Below are 12,540 nucleotides of genomic sequence, written 5' to 3'. Positions count from 1 at the left end.
GAGAATAGATTGTGACCGCTTTTTCTACCCTGAACGTTTTGCCTCCCGCCCAGCTCACTAACCTTAATGAGTTGGGCTATTTAACCATGACGCCGGTGCAGGCCGCCGCGCTTCCGGCGATCCTTGCCGGAAAAGATGTTCGCGTGCAGGCGAAAACTGGCAGCGGCAAAACGGCGGCATTTGGCCTTGGCTTGTTACAGCAAATTGATGCGTCGCTGTTTCAGACCCAGGCTTTAGTGCTGTGCCCGACCCGTGAACTGGCGGATCAGGTTGCCGGAGAGTTGCGCCGGCTGGCGCGTTTTCTGCCGAATACCAAAATCTTGACCTTATGCGGCGGCCAGCCGTTCAGCATTCAGCGCGATTCGCTGCAACATGCGCCGCATATCATCGTGGCAACGCCGGGCCGTTTGCTCGATCACCTGCAAAAAGGCACTGTATCGCTGGATACCCTGAATACGCTGGTAATGGATGAAGCCGACCGTATGTTGGATATGGGATTTAGCGACGCAATTGATGACGTCATCCGTTTTGCGCCTGCTTCTCGCCAGACGCTTCTGTTTTCTGCAACCTGGCCGGACGCAATTGCCGCGATTAGCGGTCGTGTACAACGCGATCCTTTAGCGATTGAGATTGATACGTCAGATGCTTTACCGCCTATTGAACAACAATTTTATGAGACATCCAGCAAAGGCAAAATTTCGTTGTTGCAGCGGTTATTAAGCTTGCATCAGCCATCATCTTGTGTGGTGTTCTGTAATACAAAAAAAGATTGCCAGGCTGTGTGTGATGCTCTGAATGAAGTAGGGCAAAGTGCATTGTCGTTACATGGCGATCTGGAACAACGCGACCGCGATCAGACGTTGGTTCGTTTTGCCAATGGTAGCGCACGTGTGCTGGTGGCGACCGATGTCGCGGCACGTGGTCTGGATATCAAATCTCTTGCGCTGGTGGTGAACTTTGAGCTGGCGTGGGACCCTGAAGTTCATGTACATCGCATCGGGCGTACTGCGCGAGCGGGGAATAGCGGTCTGGCGATCAGTTTCTGTGCTCCGGAAGAGGCGCAGCGGGCGAATATCATTTCTGACATGTTGCAGATAAAACTTAACTGGCAAACGCCACCAGCCAGCAGCGCCATTGTGCCGCTGGAAGCAGAAATGGCGACGTTGTGCATTGATGGTGGGAAAAAAGCGAAAATGCGTCCAGGCGATGTGCTGGGGGCGCTGACGGGGGATATTGGTCTGGATAGCACAGATATTGGCAAAATTGCCGTTCATCCAGCACATGTCTACGTCGCAGTGCGCCAGTCTGTTGCCCATAAGGCATGGAAACAGTTACAGGGCGGAAAGATTAAAGGGAAAACGTGCCGGGTGCGGTTATTAAAATAACGAAATGTTGAATTGCCGGATGCGACGCTGGTTGCGTCTTATCCGGCCAGCACAAGAATAGCCCGATAAGCTTGCGTATCGGGCGCTATCCTGGTTATTTCACTTCAACCACATTCAGGCGTAACTCATCCAACTGATTTTCATCTTCTTCAGGCTGCCAGCCCGCGGGTTGTAGTGGTAGCTCTTCGCGATCAAACGCCAGATCACCGCCGTTAACCACTTCAGAACCGTGGGTAATGCCTTTGAAATCGAACAGATTGGTATCGCACAGATGTGACGGCACCACATTCTGCATCGCGCTGAACATTGTCTCAATACGCCCTGGATAACGCTTATCCCAATCACGCAACATATCGGCAATCACCTGACGTTGCAGGTTAGGCTGTGAACCGCACAGGTTGCACGGAATAATCGGGAACGCTTTCGCATCGGCAAAACGCTGAATGTCCTTTTCACGGCAATAAGCCAGCGGACGAATTACGATATGTTTGCCGTCATCGCTCATCAGCTTTGGTGGCATACCTTTCATCTTGCCGCCGTAGAACATGTTTAAGAACAGCGTTTGCAGGATATCGTCACGATGGTGACCCAGTGCGATTTTCGTCGCGCCCAGTTCTGTTGCCGTGCGGTAAAGAATACCGCGACGCAGACGAGAGCAGAGTGAGCAGGTGGTTTTGCCTTCCGGGATCTTTTCTTTCACGATCCCATAAGTATTCTCTTCAACAATTTTGTACTCAACGCCCAGCTTTTCAAGATACTCCGGCAGGACGTGCTCCGGGAAACCGGGCTGCTTCTGGTCGAGGTTAACGGCAACCAGCGAAAAACTGATTGGCGCGCTTTGCTGCAAATTCCGCAGGATCTCCAGCATGGTATAGCTGTCTTTCCCCCCGGAAAGGCAAACCATAATGCGGTCGCCATCTTCAATCATATTGAAGTCAGCAATGGCTTCGCCCACATTGCGGCGCAGGCGTTTTTGTAATTTGTTCAGGTTGTATTGTTCTTTCTTTGTAATTTGTTGATTTTCTTGCATTATTTCAGTTCTCTGGTACTAAATGGGGCAAATTGGGGGCAAACTTTGCAACTACGATAACCGCGCATTCAACATGGCTATCTGTTCGTCGTTCATGTCATCAATCCACATACCGTAAATTTCATACACCATCTGCGCAGTTTCATGCCCCATTTGGCTGGCTATAAATGCCGGGTTCGCTCCTGCCGTCAACAGCCAGCAGGCAAAAGTATGCCGCGTATGGTACGGATTACGGCGGCGAATACCAGCACGTTTTACTGCTGCATTCCACCTTGCCCCCAAACTGCTTACCGAGTAATAAGGTTTTTGTTTTCCGTTACACACCCTGGGCATGAAAACAAAATGCAGTTTTTGCTTTTCGGTTCTGCCGTACTCCCGATGATAAAAGGTGATTTCGCTTTTGCGATGATGCCCGGTCAGTTTGTATTGCTCCTTCAGTGCTTCAAGAGCAGGCTGCAGTAGTGTTACTGTTCGGATCCCGGCATTTGTTTTTGGGGGGCCGAACATATCAAGTATCGTCAGGTTTCTTCTGACATTCACTATTCCCTTTTCGAGATCCACATCCTCCCACGCCAGAGCTGCCAGTTCCCCGTGACGAAGTCCTGAGTAAACGGCAAATTTCCACAAGTTCTGGCTCTGTCCTTTTTCACTTTCCATTAATGCATTGAATTCTGTTTTAGATAACGGATCAGGCTTTATTCTGTTTCGCTGTAATTTTTTTACTCCTTCAAATGGTTTGGTTGATATAAATCCCGACTGATACGCAAAACGCAACAGCGAACAGAGCAGGGCGATATAGTTATCAACTGTGCGCACGGTTCTTCCTTTTTTGTTGGATCTTGGATTATCCAGGTAAAGCGTTTCTCCATGCAGCAGTTCATTCCGGTAGTTTAAGATATCGCTATAACGAATATGTGATATCGGGGTACTTTCACAAATTATTATTCTGAGTGTTTTTAATTGTGATTTCGTTTTCTTCATTGTGTTTGTTGTTAACTCTGTCTCTTTAATTTTTGTCCAGATATCACAAAGCTCTCCGAACGTTTTTATGACTCTCGTTGTCACCATTTTTGCCCCAGTGCTGGACTGGGGAAAACGTCTTAAATACTCAAATTCACCGGAGTTTATTTCATGAACTATCAGCGCTCTTAAATTTCCGGCCTTTTTAATATTACTGTTTGTAATCTCCCAGCCTTTTAATGTTTCCCGACATCGTTTTCCTCGAAACATGAACCAGATGCGAATGTATCTACCTCTAATCTCGACACCTGTTGGTAATTTAGACATATCATGAGTCTTTGATAAACTGATTTATCTTTGGATAGTTGTACCAGATAATCCCTCGTTTGCTGTCTGGCTTACCTAAAGGAGATACTCGTTTGAAGTGGAAGCCCTCCACCCAACAGTTCTGGCGGTATGCTTCAATTTGTCTGGCCCCCAGACCAGTGCGAAGCATCAGGCCGTATTCAACCATCCACTCTTCATTAAAGATTACTTGTGCCATCGCATCACCTCTGGCAGGCGCCAATGTTAGACTGAAATTGACGCCCGATGTTGATTATTAATAATCAGCTATGAAGTTTTAATTTGAATACAATGCAATTCTCGAGGACTGAAGTTTCTCGCAATTAAAATTTATCAGTTTTACTTTCTGCTCTCTGGAAACGCCTGCTTCTTTTTTACCTGAGAGCATTTTTTCGCATTCTGATTTCGTTAGTTTAGATTTTGAATATCTTGTCCAGTTAGTAGGAGTGCCACCTTCCTTTTCAATAGTGGCGGTAATTTTATACATGAACACCTCCATTATTATTTCCAGTGGTTCGTTTATTCCATCTTTCGAGTGCTTCTTTTTCACTTCCACCATAACCGGTTCGGGATTCGCATCCGTTACACTTCGCTCGGTAATATCCTGAAATGGCTTTCACCGTTACTGATGGGCAACCACAAAATGGACATGGTTTAATATTGTCATATCTCATAATTTTTCTCATAAAAAATATTTCAAGTTGGCGGTGCATTACACCGCCAGGCTGAATTATTCCTCTGAATTATCGATTACACTGTATTCCCCGGTTAATACAGAGGAATCTGCAGGATCGATTGTCAGTGGTTCCTTTTCATCCATTGATACTGCACGCTGGATCTCAATTGATACGGGCAAATATTTGAACAGGCGACGAATAGCCGTTTTCTTTGCCATTTCTTCCCAGTGAGTTACCCACGGCCCGTTATTACCAGCTTTACTCAGGCTGCGCACCAGCTCAATCTGTTTGCGCGTCATAACTTCAAACTGAGTACCTCCGTCTTTCAGTCTTGCGACAGCATAGACGTGGGTAACCGGGGCATCTTCGTTTTCTCCCGGGCGGTGTATTAACTTTTCATCAAGGCCAAATTCGAAGCTAAACTCGTCACCTTCACGGACAACACGGGCTGACAGGCTGGCGATTTGACCAGAACGGCGAGCCAGATCAATCATGCCGCGATAGCCAATGATTAGCTGAACGTTCTTTTTACCGCTCTTTTCGTTTTTATTACCAAAAGGCAGTAAATATGCATGACCGAGGGCGCTACCTGGCTCAAGTCCGAGCTGTGAACACTGTACGATCGCACTGACAAAACTCATAGTGTCACAGTTTCCTAACGCCGGAACTTTACGAATTTCTGTGGTGGCGATACGGATCATACGTTCAGCCGTCATATGGCGTGGAAGAGCTGCTGCCAGTTGCTCTTTCATTGATGGCTGGTTAATAAAACTAATCACGTCGCTATTTTTAACTGCTGCTGGTGCACGGTTTCCCTGAGTTTTTTGCAGATCGGCTTTTGCGATTGGTGGTTGCTTAGTCATTTGCATATTCCTTAGCCCAGCGGGGCAGTGATAATGTCTTAATAGCTGGCCATTCATCGGTATTCAGGCAGTCAGACAGGGTTCGCAGATTGCGGTGATATTCCTGTTGACCTGCCAGTTTTGCTTCTTCGCCCATCATGAAAATTTCAACCGGATAACGTCCGCATTCAATAGTTGTGCTGGCAACCAGAAAAACGAAAGTTGGCTGCACTCCAAACTGTGCTTCATAACCGTCACTGTAGAATGCATCCTGAACGTGATAGCGGTAGTCGTAATAAGCGGTTTTGAATCGTTGAATATCCGCCGTAGTTTTCACGTCCATGATCCAGTGAAATTCAGGGATAATTTTGTCCGGACGGCACCGACACAAAATTCCTGTTTCAGGATCTTCCCAGTAAATTGATGATTCAGCGTGTCCGGCGCTTTCAACAAGCCATTGCCCCAGCGGCAAAGCCATAACGCTTTGATACATGAGTTCAATTTTCCGGCCTTCTTCCGCAGTGATAACCGTTTTTCCTGTGCTTGCGCATTCCATCAGAAACGCTTTCTCTTCTTCTTTTCCGGCGTTTGTACGGCGGTTAAATTCAGGTGCTACGATAAAGCGGTTACTGAATTCTTCCGGTTCAAGTACCCGGCAGTGGAAAGCAGTTCCTAAATCGAGCGTTTTTGTCTTTGTGGTGTCCACGGGGGCATTTTTACGCCACAAATATAGTGCCGGAGTATCAGCAATGTCATCGAGCTGAGACTTACTGATACCGGGACCCGCGTGGTAATTCTCATTCGAAATTCCGTAATAAATACCTGGCTCTATGTCTTCTACGATTACGGGATCTGCGACTTCGCCAGTTTCATCACTGCAATCGCGATGCGGATCGCTGCCAGCATTCTCATTGTGCGGATGTTCAGCGCCTTCCATTTCCTCCGGATCATTTTCCTTAGCTTCAACCTGACTCTCTTCATCGAATGTTTCCTGGTATGTTGCGTCGCCCATCACCGCACCACAGTCAGGGCAGTTATCCCCGCCAGTCTGGCCGCAGGCATTGCAGGCTATTTCCGGTTCCTGTTGCACTACTGGCTCAGGTTGATTCATATCCGGGCTGGTTTTTTCCGTTTCTGGCTGGTTCTGGTACACACAATCGCGAGTCTGGATCCCCTTTACCCATTTCGGATCGTTCGGGTCGCTAATTCCGTCAACAAATTCACCACGTGATGCAGCAAGCAATTTATCGGCATCGACAGGATTTTTTGATGGAATGTTTTTCCGGGCTTCATGGAGTTCTGCCCGCAGTTCCTGATATTTCGCATCAACAGAATTTACCTGTGACTGAGCATCCAGCGGCTGCGTGTCCTGATGATGTTCAGTTGCGTCCGGTTCCATTGTTTCAGCCTCTCCCTGTTCAACTGCCGTTGTTCCAGATGGTTGCGGTTTTTCTTCATCATCCTGTTTTCCTTCTTCTGTTACTCGCTGCGGCATCGGGGCAGAGGAGCGACCGCAGGCAATATCCACGATTTCCGGATCAGGGTTGGCATGATCGGTTTCAGTCAGTACTTTGTTCAGATATTCAGTGACGTGCGCGGGGATGACCTCGATCCCAATTGGTGCTTCTTTTACGGACGCAACCACGATGGCGCGGGAATAATCCAGCCCGCCAGGCATGGTGATGAATTTGTCGCGGAAAACAGAAAAGGGCGGTTTATTTTCAGCGATAATTTCCTCAATGCGTTTAGCGTGTGCCGGATGAAGGTTATAGATGTCCAGATCCATTGAACGGGCCAGTACGCCAGTGGCTACGTCGCGCGCCAGTGACGTCAGATCGTGTACGAAACCTTCGCCGCGATCGGTGAGGTTTCCGCCGCCAGCATTAGCACCGGAAGCCGTGCGAGTGATGTGTGAAACACGATTACCCTTCATCCACTCTTTTGTCAGCAGTCCTCGATCGGTGTAGTCAGCGTTCAGGTATGCTTCGAAAAAAGCAGTTATCAGTCCCAGGTTTGAATTACCAGGATTAGGGAAAACTTTGTCAGTGTCACGAACCAGTTTGTGGAGTTCGCGAATTTCCAGCGGGTCGAGCAGGCTGGTTTTGTGGGAAACAGCCAGGGCAGTAACAGCCGGTAGTTCTTCAGCCCGAGCAATGTGTAATGCCTGGAGTCCGTCGCGTGAAACGTGCGTTACCGGTTTTTCGCTGCCGTGTTGAGCAAGCCAACGAATGGGCAGTTCCTGGCCAGAAATTGGGAGTAGCATATTCTCCTCAATCTCAGTCATGTCTTCGCCGTTGACGTTGGTATTGCCTTGATAGTGAGCGTTGTCTGGTGCTGCTCCCGGTTTTAGTTCCCATGTCATGGAGTCTTTGCTGAGTTGATAGCGTTCACTCCAGGTAAAATCGATCTCACCTTCAGCGGGCAGGTCATTAACGACAGGAAAATTCGTGGCAACAGCTTTAAAATAGCTGCTCAGTTTTTTACCTGACTTAACGATCAGGTAGTCCAGAGTGGCACAGGTCGATTCAAAATCGTTGCTTGCCCACAGGACGACGTCAGGTTCACCGGATGATTTTTTCGCTTTCCGTAACAGGAAGAGTGGTTTTGTGCTCATTGTTTTTTAACCTCAACTCAGATTAAAATTCGTTTTGTTCAGTGAATGATCTTGCCGGATACACACTGTTCATAGCCTGCGCCATACGCAGGCTATTTCTTTCAGATTTCACCTTTTAATTTCATTGCAATTAGAGTTGCCAGAAATTCGGCTTTTTTTTCTGCGGGCAGATTCTTTCCGATATGCACCAGGCACATTTTTTTGACACCTTCATCAAGTGTTTTTACGTTGCCTGATGGACCATCGATATCAACCACAGTGAATGGGGTTTCTTTATTTTCTGTTTTAATTACGTAGCCAATGCGCTTTCCTTCCAGATTCACCTCGTGAACAATGTCATCGGTAGTTACAACAGTGGCTTCATAATTGGTAATCATGTTTTTCTCCTTAATTAAGGTTGAGCGAATACCTGCCATTTCTGGCATAAATTCAGTTTCGAATAGTCAATTAATTAAAGTTCATGTGCCATCTGGTCTTTTTCGGCACAAGCTTCACTGCAATATTTTCTCGGTTCGTCTTTTGATAAAATCCCGTGCATGAAGTGAAGCATTCTTTCAATAGCTTTGCTTTCTTCAACGTCTTTTTTGCAAAGGTGGTAAGCACATTTTATTTTCTTAGTCATCACCATGACTCCGCCTTTACAGGTAAACCATCACGACCGAGGAAGACTTTAATCATGCGGTCAGTAATGCATGTTTTTGTGGTCAGGTTACGAATATATAGTTTTCGCTTTTTAATATTGTTTGCCGAGGCAATATATGTCCGGCCTTCATGAAGAACATAATCGCCAGGAGTCACACACTGACGTGGTATTTCATCAGTTCCGAAGTGATGTGCAATCATAATTATCTCCATTTTTACAAATGAACTTTGTTGATGCGGTGCCTGGTGCCTCCAGGTGACTGCAACCAGTTAACAATTACAGTCGGCTTTCCCACCCAAACCAATAAGGACTAACATGACTTTTAACTGTGCCACGTGCGCTTAGCCGCATTCACCGCATCACAAAATTCACTTTAAAAAGGGCGGACATCAGCCGAACTTCAAGAAAAAAACTGATGCCGCCAGGACTACACACAGCAATGTCGTTATTTACAACCGGAGGCGCACTCCCACCATTTAAATTTAACAGACAAGACCGACTCTTTATGGATATCGGAAATGCGCCTTCGTGTTGTGCCCGGTTTTATTTCACCACCTCCGGGCTTCGGTGGTCTCGGCTATACCCCTACAGCGAGAGCTTGTGTTAACATTTCAATACCCTTACAGTTGAGAGTTATTGATATGTTGGATGTATTTACTCCATTGTTGAAACTTTTTGCTAACGAGCCACTCGAAAGACTTATGTATACGATTATCATTTTTGGTCTCACTCTCTGGCTGATACCGAAAGAGTTTACTGTCGCATTCAATGCTTATACTGAAATACCTTGGCTCTTTCAGATTATCGTTTTTGCCTTTTCTTTCGTGGTCGCCATTTCCTTCTCAAGATTGCGAGCACATATTCAAAAGCATTATTCATTACTACCAGAGCAACGAGTATTGCTTCGTTTATCTGAGAAAGAAATCGCTGTATTTAAAGATTTCCTTAAAACAGGAAATCTTATTATCACTTCTCCTTGCCGTAACCCGGTTATGAAAAAATTAGAACGGAAGGGCATCATTCAACATCAGAGTGATAGCGCAAACTGTTCTTATTATCTCGTCACCGAAAAATACTCCCATTTTATGAAGTTATTCTGGAACAGCAGGAGTAGACGTTTTAATCGTTAGCTTACTGTGTGCTTCTCCAACCATCGGCGCGCACCAGTTTCGGTTTTAAATGTTTTGCTTTTGGTATACGTCATGGCAGTGAACGTTCCACCCTGGTTGGGGAACACGCCGCACACCAGGGATTCGTTGTTGCCGAGGTCGATTTTTTGCATTTTGCGAATCTCACATCTTGTTGCTACGTATAGCGACTTCTGCCTGCCAGAGATCCCAGTCGTTGCTGCGTAAAGCCTGCACAGCCTGGTTGTAAGTGATACCGCAACAATCCATCAAATACTGAACTACTTCGTAATGCACCATCTTATCTCTCCCCTTAACGCCGGGTGGCGGAACTAACTGCTGCACTGCAAAATTTGAATCCCGCCGTCATGTTCATACGCCTCGGGCTGGCTACTTAACCCCTTACCACTGCCTGGTAACTCGAAGTATTGCCCTGCATTCTGTGGGGCGGGGTGGGTGGCAGGCATATAATGTACTTTGCGTTCATTGTTGTAAAGTACTTTTAGTACATTTTGTGTGTAAAAAAATGAGATGGGATAAAGTGAAGCACAAACCCGGAGGAAGGCGCTACCGGATTTATGCTGGTTTAAGAGGCTTTTTGTTTTTTCTTTCGTGCTAACTCTTCGTAAATTGCATTGTACTTCTGTTTTTTCTCTTCAAGAGTTTTTAAAAGTTCATCTGTCTCACTGTCAGGGAGCTCGTCCAGAAGGTCAATGATGATTTTTTGTCTTGGATTTAACTCCTGATAGAAACGTACCTGTCCACTTTCTTCTGTATCCTCTCCCAAAAGATAGGTTGGTGTTGTTCCTATTAGTGTTGCTAATTCCCTTAATTTCTCCCGGCGAGGAATTGTTTCGCCATTAAACCATTTGCTAACCGCTTTTGGTGTTAATTTCATTCGACGGGCAATTTCTGCCTGCCTTCCATGTTGTTCATAACCAGCGTTTTCACAGGCTAGCGCAAGCCTACTGGCGAACTCTTTACGCGCTTTATCTTCATGAACCATAAGTTCAATGATATTCGCTCTTGAATGTACTGTCAGTTCTGTTATAGCATGTACTCAAAGTTCACATTGTGAGGGTGATATGAACCAGAAAACACTTGAAGATGTAATCAAAACTGTTCGCGTTGCTGTTGTGGCCGACGTTTGTGGTGTCAGCCAAAGAGCAATCTATAAATGGATGGATAACGGAAAATTGCCTCGCACAGAATATACCGGCGAAACAAATTACGCTGAAAAAATCGCTCTTGCATCAAACGGATTATTTTCTGCCGATGCAATTTTAACTATTGGCAGGAATAAAACTACTACGAAAAAGCTGATGGGAGTTGATTCATGAAAATCAAGCATGAACACATCCGCATGGCGATGAATGCCTGGGCGCATCCGGACGGCGAAAAAGTACCGGCTGCGAAAATTACCAAAGCGTATTTCGAGCTGGGAATGACGTTCCCGGAACTGTATGACGACAGCCATCCGGAAGCCCTGGCTCGCAATACTCAGAAAATTTTCCGCTGGGTGGAGAAAGACACCCCTGATGCGGTTAAAAAAATTCAGGCGTTGTTACCAGCTATCGAAAAAGCAATGCCACCTCTGCTGGTGGCCCGAATGCGCAGTCATAGCTCAGCCTATTTTCGGGAACTAGTGGAGACGCGGGAACGACTGGTGAGAGACGCTGATGATTTTGTCGCAGTGGCGATCGCTGGTTTCAACCAGATGAATCGTGGTGGCCCTGCAGGAAATATTGTGGCTGTGCATTGACTCGCAATATTCATACCGGATCACTTCCGGCAATTTGTGAGTAAAAAGATTCGGTATCAAAAGAGGTGAGTATGGCTAACGCCTGGCTCAGATTATGGCATGACATGCCAAATGACCCTAAGTGGCGAACAATTGCCAGGGTGTCAGGGCAGCCAATTGCAACAGTGATGGCAGTGTATATCCACCTCTTGGTGAGCGCGTCACGAAATGTCACGCGAGGTCACATTGATGTCACGACAGAAGATTTGGCAAGTGCGCTCGACGTGACAGAAGAGGTAATTGATTCAATTTTGCAGACGATGCAGGGGCGGGTACTTGATGGTGATTTAATCACTGGATGGGAAAAACGCCAGGTGCTTAAAGAGGACAACGGCAATATTTCGCAAACCGCAAAATCTCCTGCAGAGCGCAAGAGGGCGCAGCGAGAGAGGGAAAGAAAGCGGGAACAAAATGGCGATTGTCACGGCGCGTCACGAAATGTCACGCACATGTCACGACGAGTCACGACAGATAAAGATACAGATAAAGATACAGATCAAGAAGATCAAAACACTATGGTCCATGGCGTAAAAAACGCCACGAACCAGGCAGGGGATGTTCAGACCGTCAATCTTGGTCAGCCAGCAGGCACGACACCGGAAGCCGATTCAGCGTATGCGCTGAAAGCCGATTCGGGCGCTGTGCAGCAGGTGATGACCGCAAGGCCGGAGCAATCACACCAACTGCAGCAGCCCGAAGCCGATTCCGCCATTCAGCGGGAAGCCGATCGGGTAGTCCCGGAAAACACCGGGCAGTCTGTGGGACGAGTGGATTATCCGGATGTGTTCGAACAGGTCTGGCGGGAGTACCCGTTGCGTGCCGGAGCAAACCCGAAGAAATCCGCTTTCAGTGCCTGGAAGGCCAGATTACGCGAGGGGGTGCCACCAGAGGCCATGCTGGATGGCGTGAGGCGTTACGCAAGATACTTGGCGGCTACCGGGAAAACGGGAACGGAATTTGTTCAGCGAGCGACGACGTTTTTTGGACCGGACCGGAATTTTGAGAACCCCTGGTTGCTCCCGGTAAGCGGCACGAACAACCAGCGTTGTGTGAATCATATTTCTGAACCGGATAACGAAATTCCGCCGGGCTTCAGGGGGTAAGTGTTAATTTCTG

General features: G+C 47.0%; 18 protein-coding genes. 5 read left to right on the top strand and 13 right to left on the bottom strand.

The window, feature by feature from the left end:
• Nucleotides 1-11 precede the first annotated feature (11 nt).
• Nucleotides 12-1,385 (top strand): ATP-dependent RNA helicase DbpA, encoded by a 1,374-nt coding sequence (dbpA, locus tag A1SC_RS16510; RefSeq protein ID WP_000123768.1) that lies wholly within the window; start codon nt 12-14, stop codon nt 1,383-1,385.
• A gap of 94 nt (nt 1,386-1,479) precedes the next feature.
• On the opposite strand, the gene ttcA is transcribed toward dbpA, so the two are convergent.
• From ttcA to kilR, 10 genes are all read right to left on the bottom strand, one after another.
• Nucleotides 1,480-2,415 (bottom strand): tRNA 2-thiocytidine(32) synthetase TtcA, encoded by a 936-nt coding sequence (gene ttcA / locus A1SC_RS16515; protein ID WP_016242657.1) that lies wholly within the window; start codon nt 2,413-2,415, stop codon nt 1,480-1,482.
• 51 nt (nt 2,416-2,466) lie between these two features.
• Nucleotides 2,467-3,702, bottom strand: coding sequence for a tyrosine-type recombinase/integrase (locus tag A1SC_RS23240; RefSeq protein ID WP_000040852.1), 1,236 nt, complete (start codon nt 3,700-3,702; stop codon nt 2,467-2,469).
• Between the two features lies 1 nt (nt 3,703).
• A complete protein-coding gene (xisR, locus tag A1SC_RS16520; RefSeq protein WP_000079604.1) occupies nt 3,704-3,919 on the bottom strand; it encodes an excisionase XisR in 216 nt (71 codons plus the stop codon).
• Between the two features lie 78 nt (nt 3,920-3,997).
• Entirely contained in the window at nt 3,998-4,207 is a 210-nt protein-coding gene (gene rcbA, locus A1SC_RS16525; protein ID WP_000276809.1) for a double-strand break reduction protein RcbA, read from the bottom strand.
• Nucleotides 4,200-4,394, bottom strand: a complete 195-nt coding sequence (gene ralR / locus A1SC_RS0121395) for a type I toxin-antitoxin system endodeoxyribonuclease toxin RalR (RefSeq protein ID WP_050491434.1) — start codon at nt 4,392-4,394, stop codon at nt 4,200-4,202. Before ralR ends, rcbA begins: the two co-directional genes overlap by 8 nt.
• Nucleotides 4,395-4,450: 56 nt before the next feature.
• A complete protein-coding gene (gene recT / locus A1SC_RS16530) occupies nt 4,451-5,260 on the bottom strand; it encodes a recombination protein RecT (RefSeq protein ID WP_000166319.1) in 810 nt (269 codons plus the stop codon).
• On the bottom strand, nt 5,253-7,853 hold the full coding sequence (gene recE, locus A1SC_RS16535; protein ID WP_000105139.1) for an exodeoxyribonuclease VIII: 2,601 nt from the start codon (nt 7,851-7,853) through the stop codon (nt 5,253-5,255). The genes recT and recE overlap by 8 nt, the downstream gene beginning before the upstream one ends.
• A 101-nt stretch (nt 7,854-7,954) precedes the next feature.
• Nucleotides 7,955-8,230, bottom strand: a complete 276-nt coding sequence (locus A1SC_RS16540; RefSeq protein WP_000632297.1) for a protein RacC — start codon at nt 8,228-8,230, stop codon at nt 7,955-7,957.
• A gap of 74 nt (nt 8,231-8,304) precedes the next feature.
• Nucleotides 8,305-8,475 carry a YdaE family protein gene (locus A1SC_RS16545; protein ID WP_001352098.1) on the bottom strand — a complete coding sequence of 57 codons (171 nt, stop codon included), beginning with the start codon at nt 8,473-8,475 and terminating at the stop codon, nt 8,305-8,307.
• Entirely contained in the window at nt 8,475-8,696 is a 222-nt protein-coding gene (kilR, locus tag A1SC_RS16550) for a killing protein KilR (protein ID WP_000560223.1), read from the bottom strand. Before kilR ends, A1SC_RS16545 begins: the two co-directional genes overlap by 1 nt.
• A gap of 441 nt (nt 8,697-9,137) precedes the next feature.
• Between kilR and A1SC_RS0121390 the strand changes: the two genes are divergently transcribed.
• Nucleotides 9,138-9,626: a superinfection exclusion B family protein gene (locus A1SC_RS0121390; RefSeq protein ID WP_001312793.1), complete on the top strand. Its 489-nt coding sequence runs from the start codon at nt 9,138-9,140 to the stop codon at nt 9,624-9,626.
• Here A1SC_RS0121390 and A1SC_RS22720 read toward each other — a convergent pair.
• The 3 genes from A1SC_RS22720 to A1SC_RS22715 form a co-directional block, all read right to left on the bottom strand.
• A complete protein-coding gene (locus A1SC_RS22720) occupies nt 9,623-9,778 on the bottom strand; it encodes a DUF1391 family protein (RefSeq protein WP_016262042.1) in 156 nt (51 codons plus the stop codon). The genes A1SC_RS0121390 and A1SC_RS22720 overlap by 4 nt on opposite strands.
• 10 nt (nt 9,779-9,788) lie before the next feature.
• A complete protein-coding gene (locus A1SC_RS25770) occupies nt 9,789-9,923 on the bottom strand; it encodes a phage protein (RefSeq protein WP_000233809.1) in 135 nt (44 codons plus the stop codon).
• Nucleotides 9,924-10,209: 286 nt separating this feature from the next.
• Nucleotides 10,210-10,629: a helix-turn-helix domain-containing protein gene (locus A1SC_RS22715; RefSeq protein ID WP_000233320.1), complete on the bottom strand. Its 420-nt coding sequence runs from the start codon at nt 10,627-10,629 to the stop codon at nt 10,210-10,212.
• Nucleotides 10,630-10,708: 79 nt separating this feature from the next.
• On the opposite strand from A1SC_RS22715, the gene A1SC_RS16555 reads away from it, so the two are divergent.
• The 3 genes from A1SC_RS16555 to A1SC_RS16565 all read left to right on the top strand — a co-directional run bounded on the left by A1SC_RS16555 (nt 10,709) and on the right by A1SC_RS16565 (nt 12,527).
• Complete coding sequence (locus tag A1SC_RS16555; RefSeq protein WP_001072337.1) at nt 10,709-10,963, top strand: helix-turn-helix transcriptional regulator; 255 nt, start codon at nt 10,709-10,711, stop codon at nt 10,961-10,963.
• The gene (locus tag A1SC_RS16560; RefSeq protein WP_000693853.1) at nt 10,960-11,385 is read left to right on the top strand and encodes a toxin YdaT family protein; all 426 of its coding nucleotides are present in this window, start codon (nt 10,960-10,962) and stop codon (nt 11,383-11,385) included. The genes A1SC_RS16555 and A1SC_RS16560 overlap by 4 nt, the downstream gene beginning before the upstream one ends.
• A 71-nt stretch (nt 11,386-11,456) precedes the next feature.
• Nucleotides 11,457-12,527 (top strand): hypothetical protein, encoded by a 1,071-nt coding sequence (locus A1SC_RS16565; RefSeq protein WP_001262357.1) that lies wholly within the window; start codon nt 11,457-11,459, stop codon nt 12,525-12,527.
• The last annotated feature ends 13 nt before the right edge of the window (nt 12,528-12,540 follow it).

Origin of the sequence: Escherichia sp. KTE52 (assembly GCF_000408325.1) — a bacterium.
GTDB lineage: Bacteria > Pseudomonadota > Gammaproteobacteria > Enterobacterales > Enterobacteriaceae > Escherichia > Escherichia marmotae.
Note: the sequence above shows the minus strand (reverse complement) of the source record. Positions and strands in the feature narration are given on the sequence as shown.

What these genes read in the sequence shown, in the direction of transcription:
- ttcA (WP_016242657.1), bottom strand. Translation starts at nt 2,415, where the DNA reads ATGCAAGAAAATCAACAAATTACAAAGAAAGAACAATACAACCTGAAC.
- A1SC_RS23240 (WP_000040852.1), bottom strand. Translation starts at nt 3,702, where the DNA reads ATGTCTAAATTACCAACAGGTGTCGAGATTAGAGGTAGATACATTCGC.
- xisR (WP_000079604.1), bottom strand. Translation starts at nt 3,919, where the DNA reads ATGGCACAAGTAATCTTTAATGAAGAGTGGATGGTTGAATACGGCCTG.
- rcbA (WP_000276809.1), bottom strand. Translation starts at nt 4,207, where the DNA reads ATGTATAAAATTACCGCCACTATTGAAAAGGAAGGTGGCACTCCTACT.
- ralR (WP_050491434.1), bottom strand. Translation starts at nt 4,394, where the DNA reads ATGAGATATGACAATATTAAACCATGTCCATTTTGTGGTTGCCCATCA.
- recT (WP_000166319.1), bottom strand. Translation starts at nt 5,260, where the DNA reads ATGACTAAGCAACCACCAATCGCAAAAGCCGATCTGCAAAAAACTCAG.
- recE (WP_000105139.1), bottom strand. Translation starts at nt 7,853, where the DNA reads ATGAGCACAAAACCACTCTTCCTGTTACGGAAAGCGAAAAAATCATCC.
- A1SC_RS16540 (WP_000632297.1), bottom strand. Translation starts at nt 8,230, where the DNA reads ATGATTACCAATTATGAAGCCACTGTTGTAACTACCGATGACATTGTT.
- A1SC_RS16545 (WP_001352098.1), bottom strand. Translation starts at nt 8,475, where the DNA reads ATGACTAAGAAAATAAAATGTGCTTACCACCTTTGCAAAAAAGACGTT.
- kilR (WP_000560223.1), bottom strand. Translation starts at nt 8,696, where the DNA reads ATGATTGCACATCACTTCGGAACTGATGAAATACCACGTCAGTGTGTG.
- A1SC_RS0121390 (WP_001312793.1), top strand. Translation starts at nt 9,138, where the DNA reads ATGTTGGATGTATTTACTCCATTGTTGAAACTTTTTGCTAACGAGCCA.
- A1SC_RS22720 (WP_016262042.1), bottom strand. Translation starts at nt 9,778, where the DNA reads ATGCAAAAAATCGACCTCGGCAACAACGAATCCCTGGTGTGCGGCGTG.
- A1SC_RS25770 (WP_000233809.1), bottom strand. Translation starts at nt 9,923, where the DNA reads ATGGTGCATTACGAAGTAGTTCAGTATTTGATGGATTGTTGCGGTATC.
- A1SC_RS22715 (WP_000233320.1), bottom strand. Translation starts at nt 10,629, where the DNA reads ATGGTTCATGAAGATAAAGCGCGTAAAGAGTTCGCCAGTAGGCTTGCG.
- A1SC_RS16555 (WP_001072337.1), top strand. Translation starts at nt 10,709, where the DNA reads ATGAACCAGAAAACACTTGAAGATGTAATCAAAACTGTTCGCGTTGCT.
- A1SC_RS16560 (WP_000693853.1), top strand. Translation starts at nt 10,960, where the DNA reads ATGAAAATCAAGCATGAACACATCCGCATGGCGATGAATGCCTGGGCG.
- A1SC_RS16565 (WP_001262357.1), top strand. Translation starts at nt 11,457, where the DNA reads ATGGCTAACGCCTGGCTCAGATTATGGCATGACATGCCAAATGACCCT.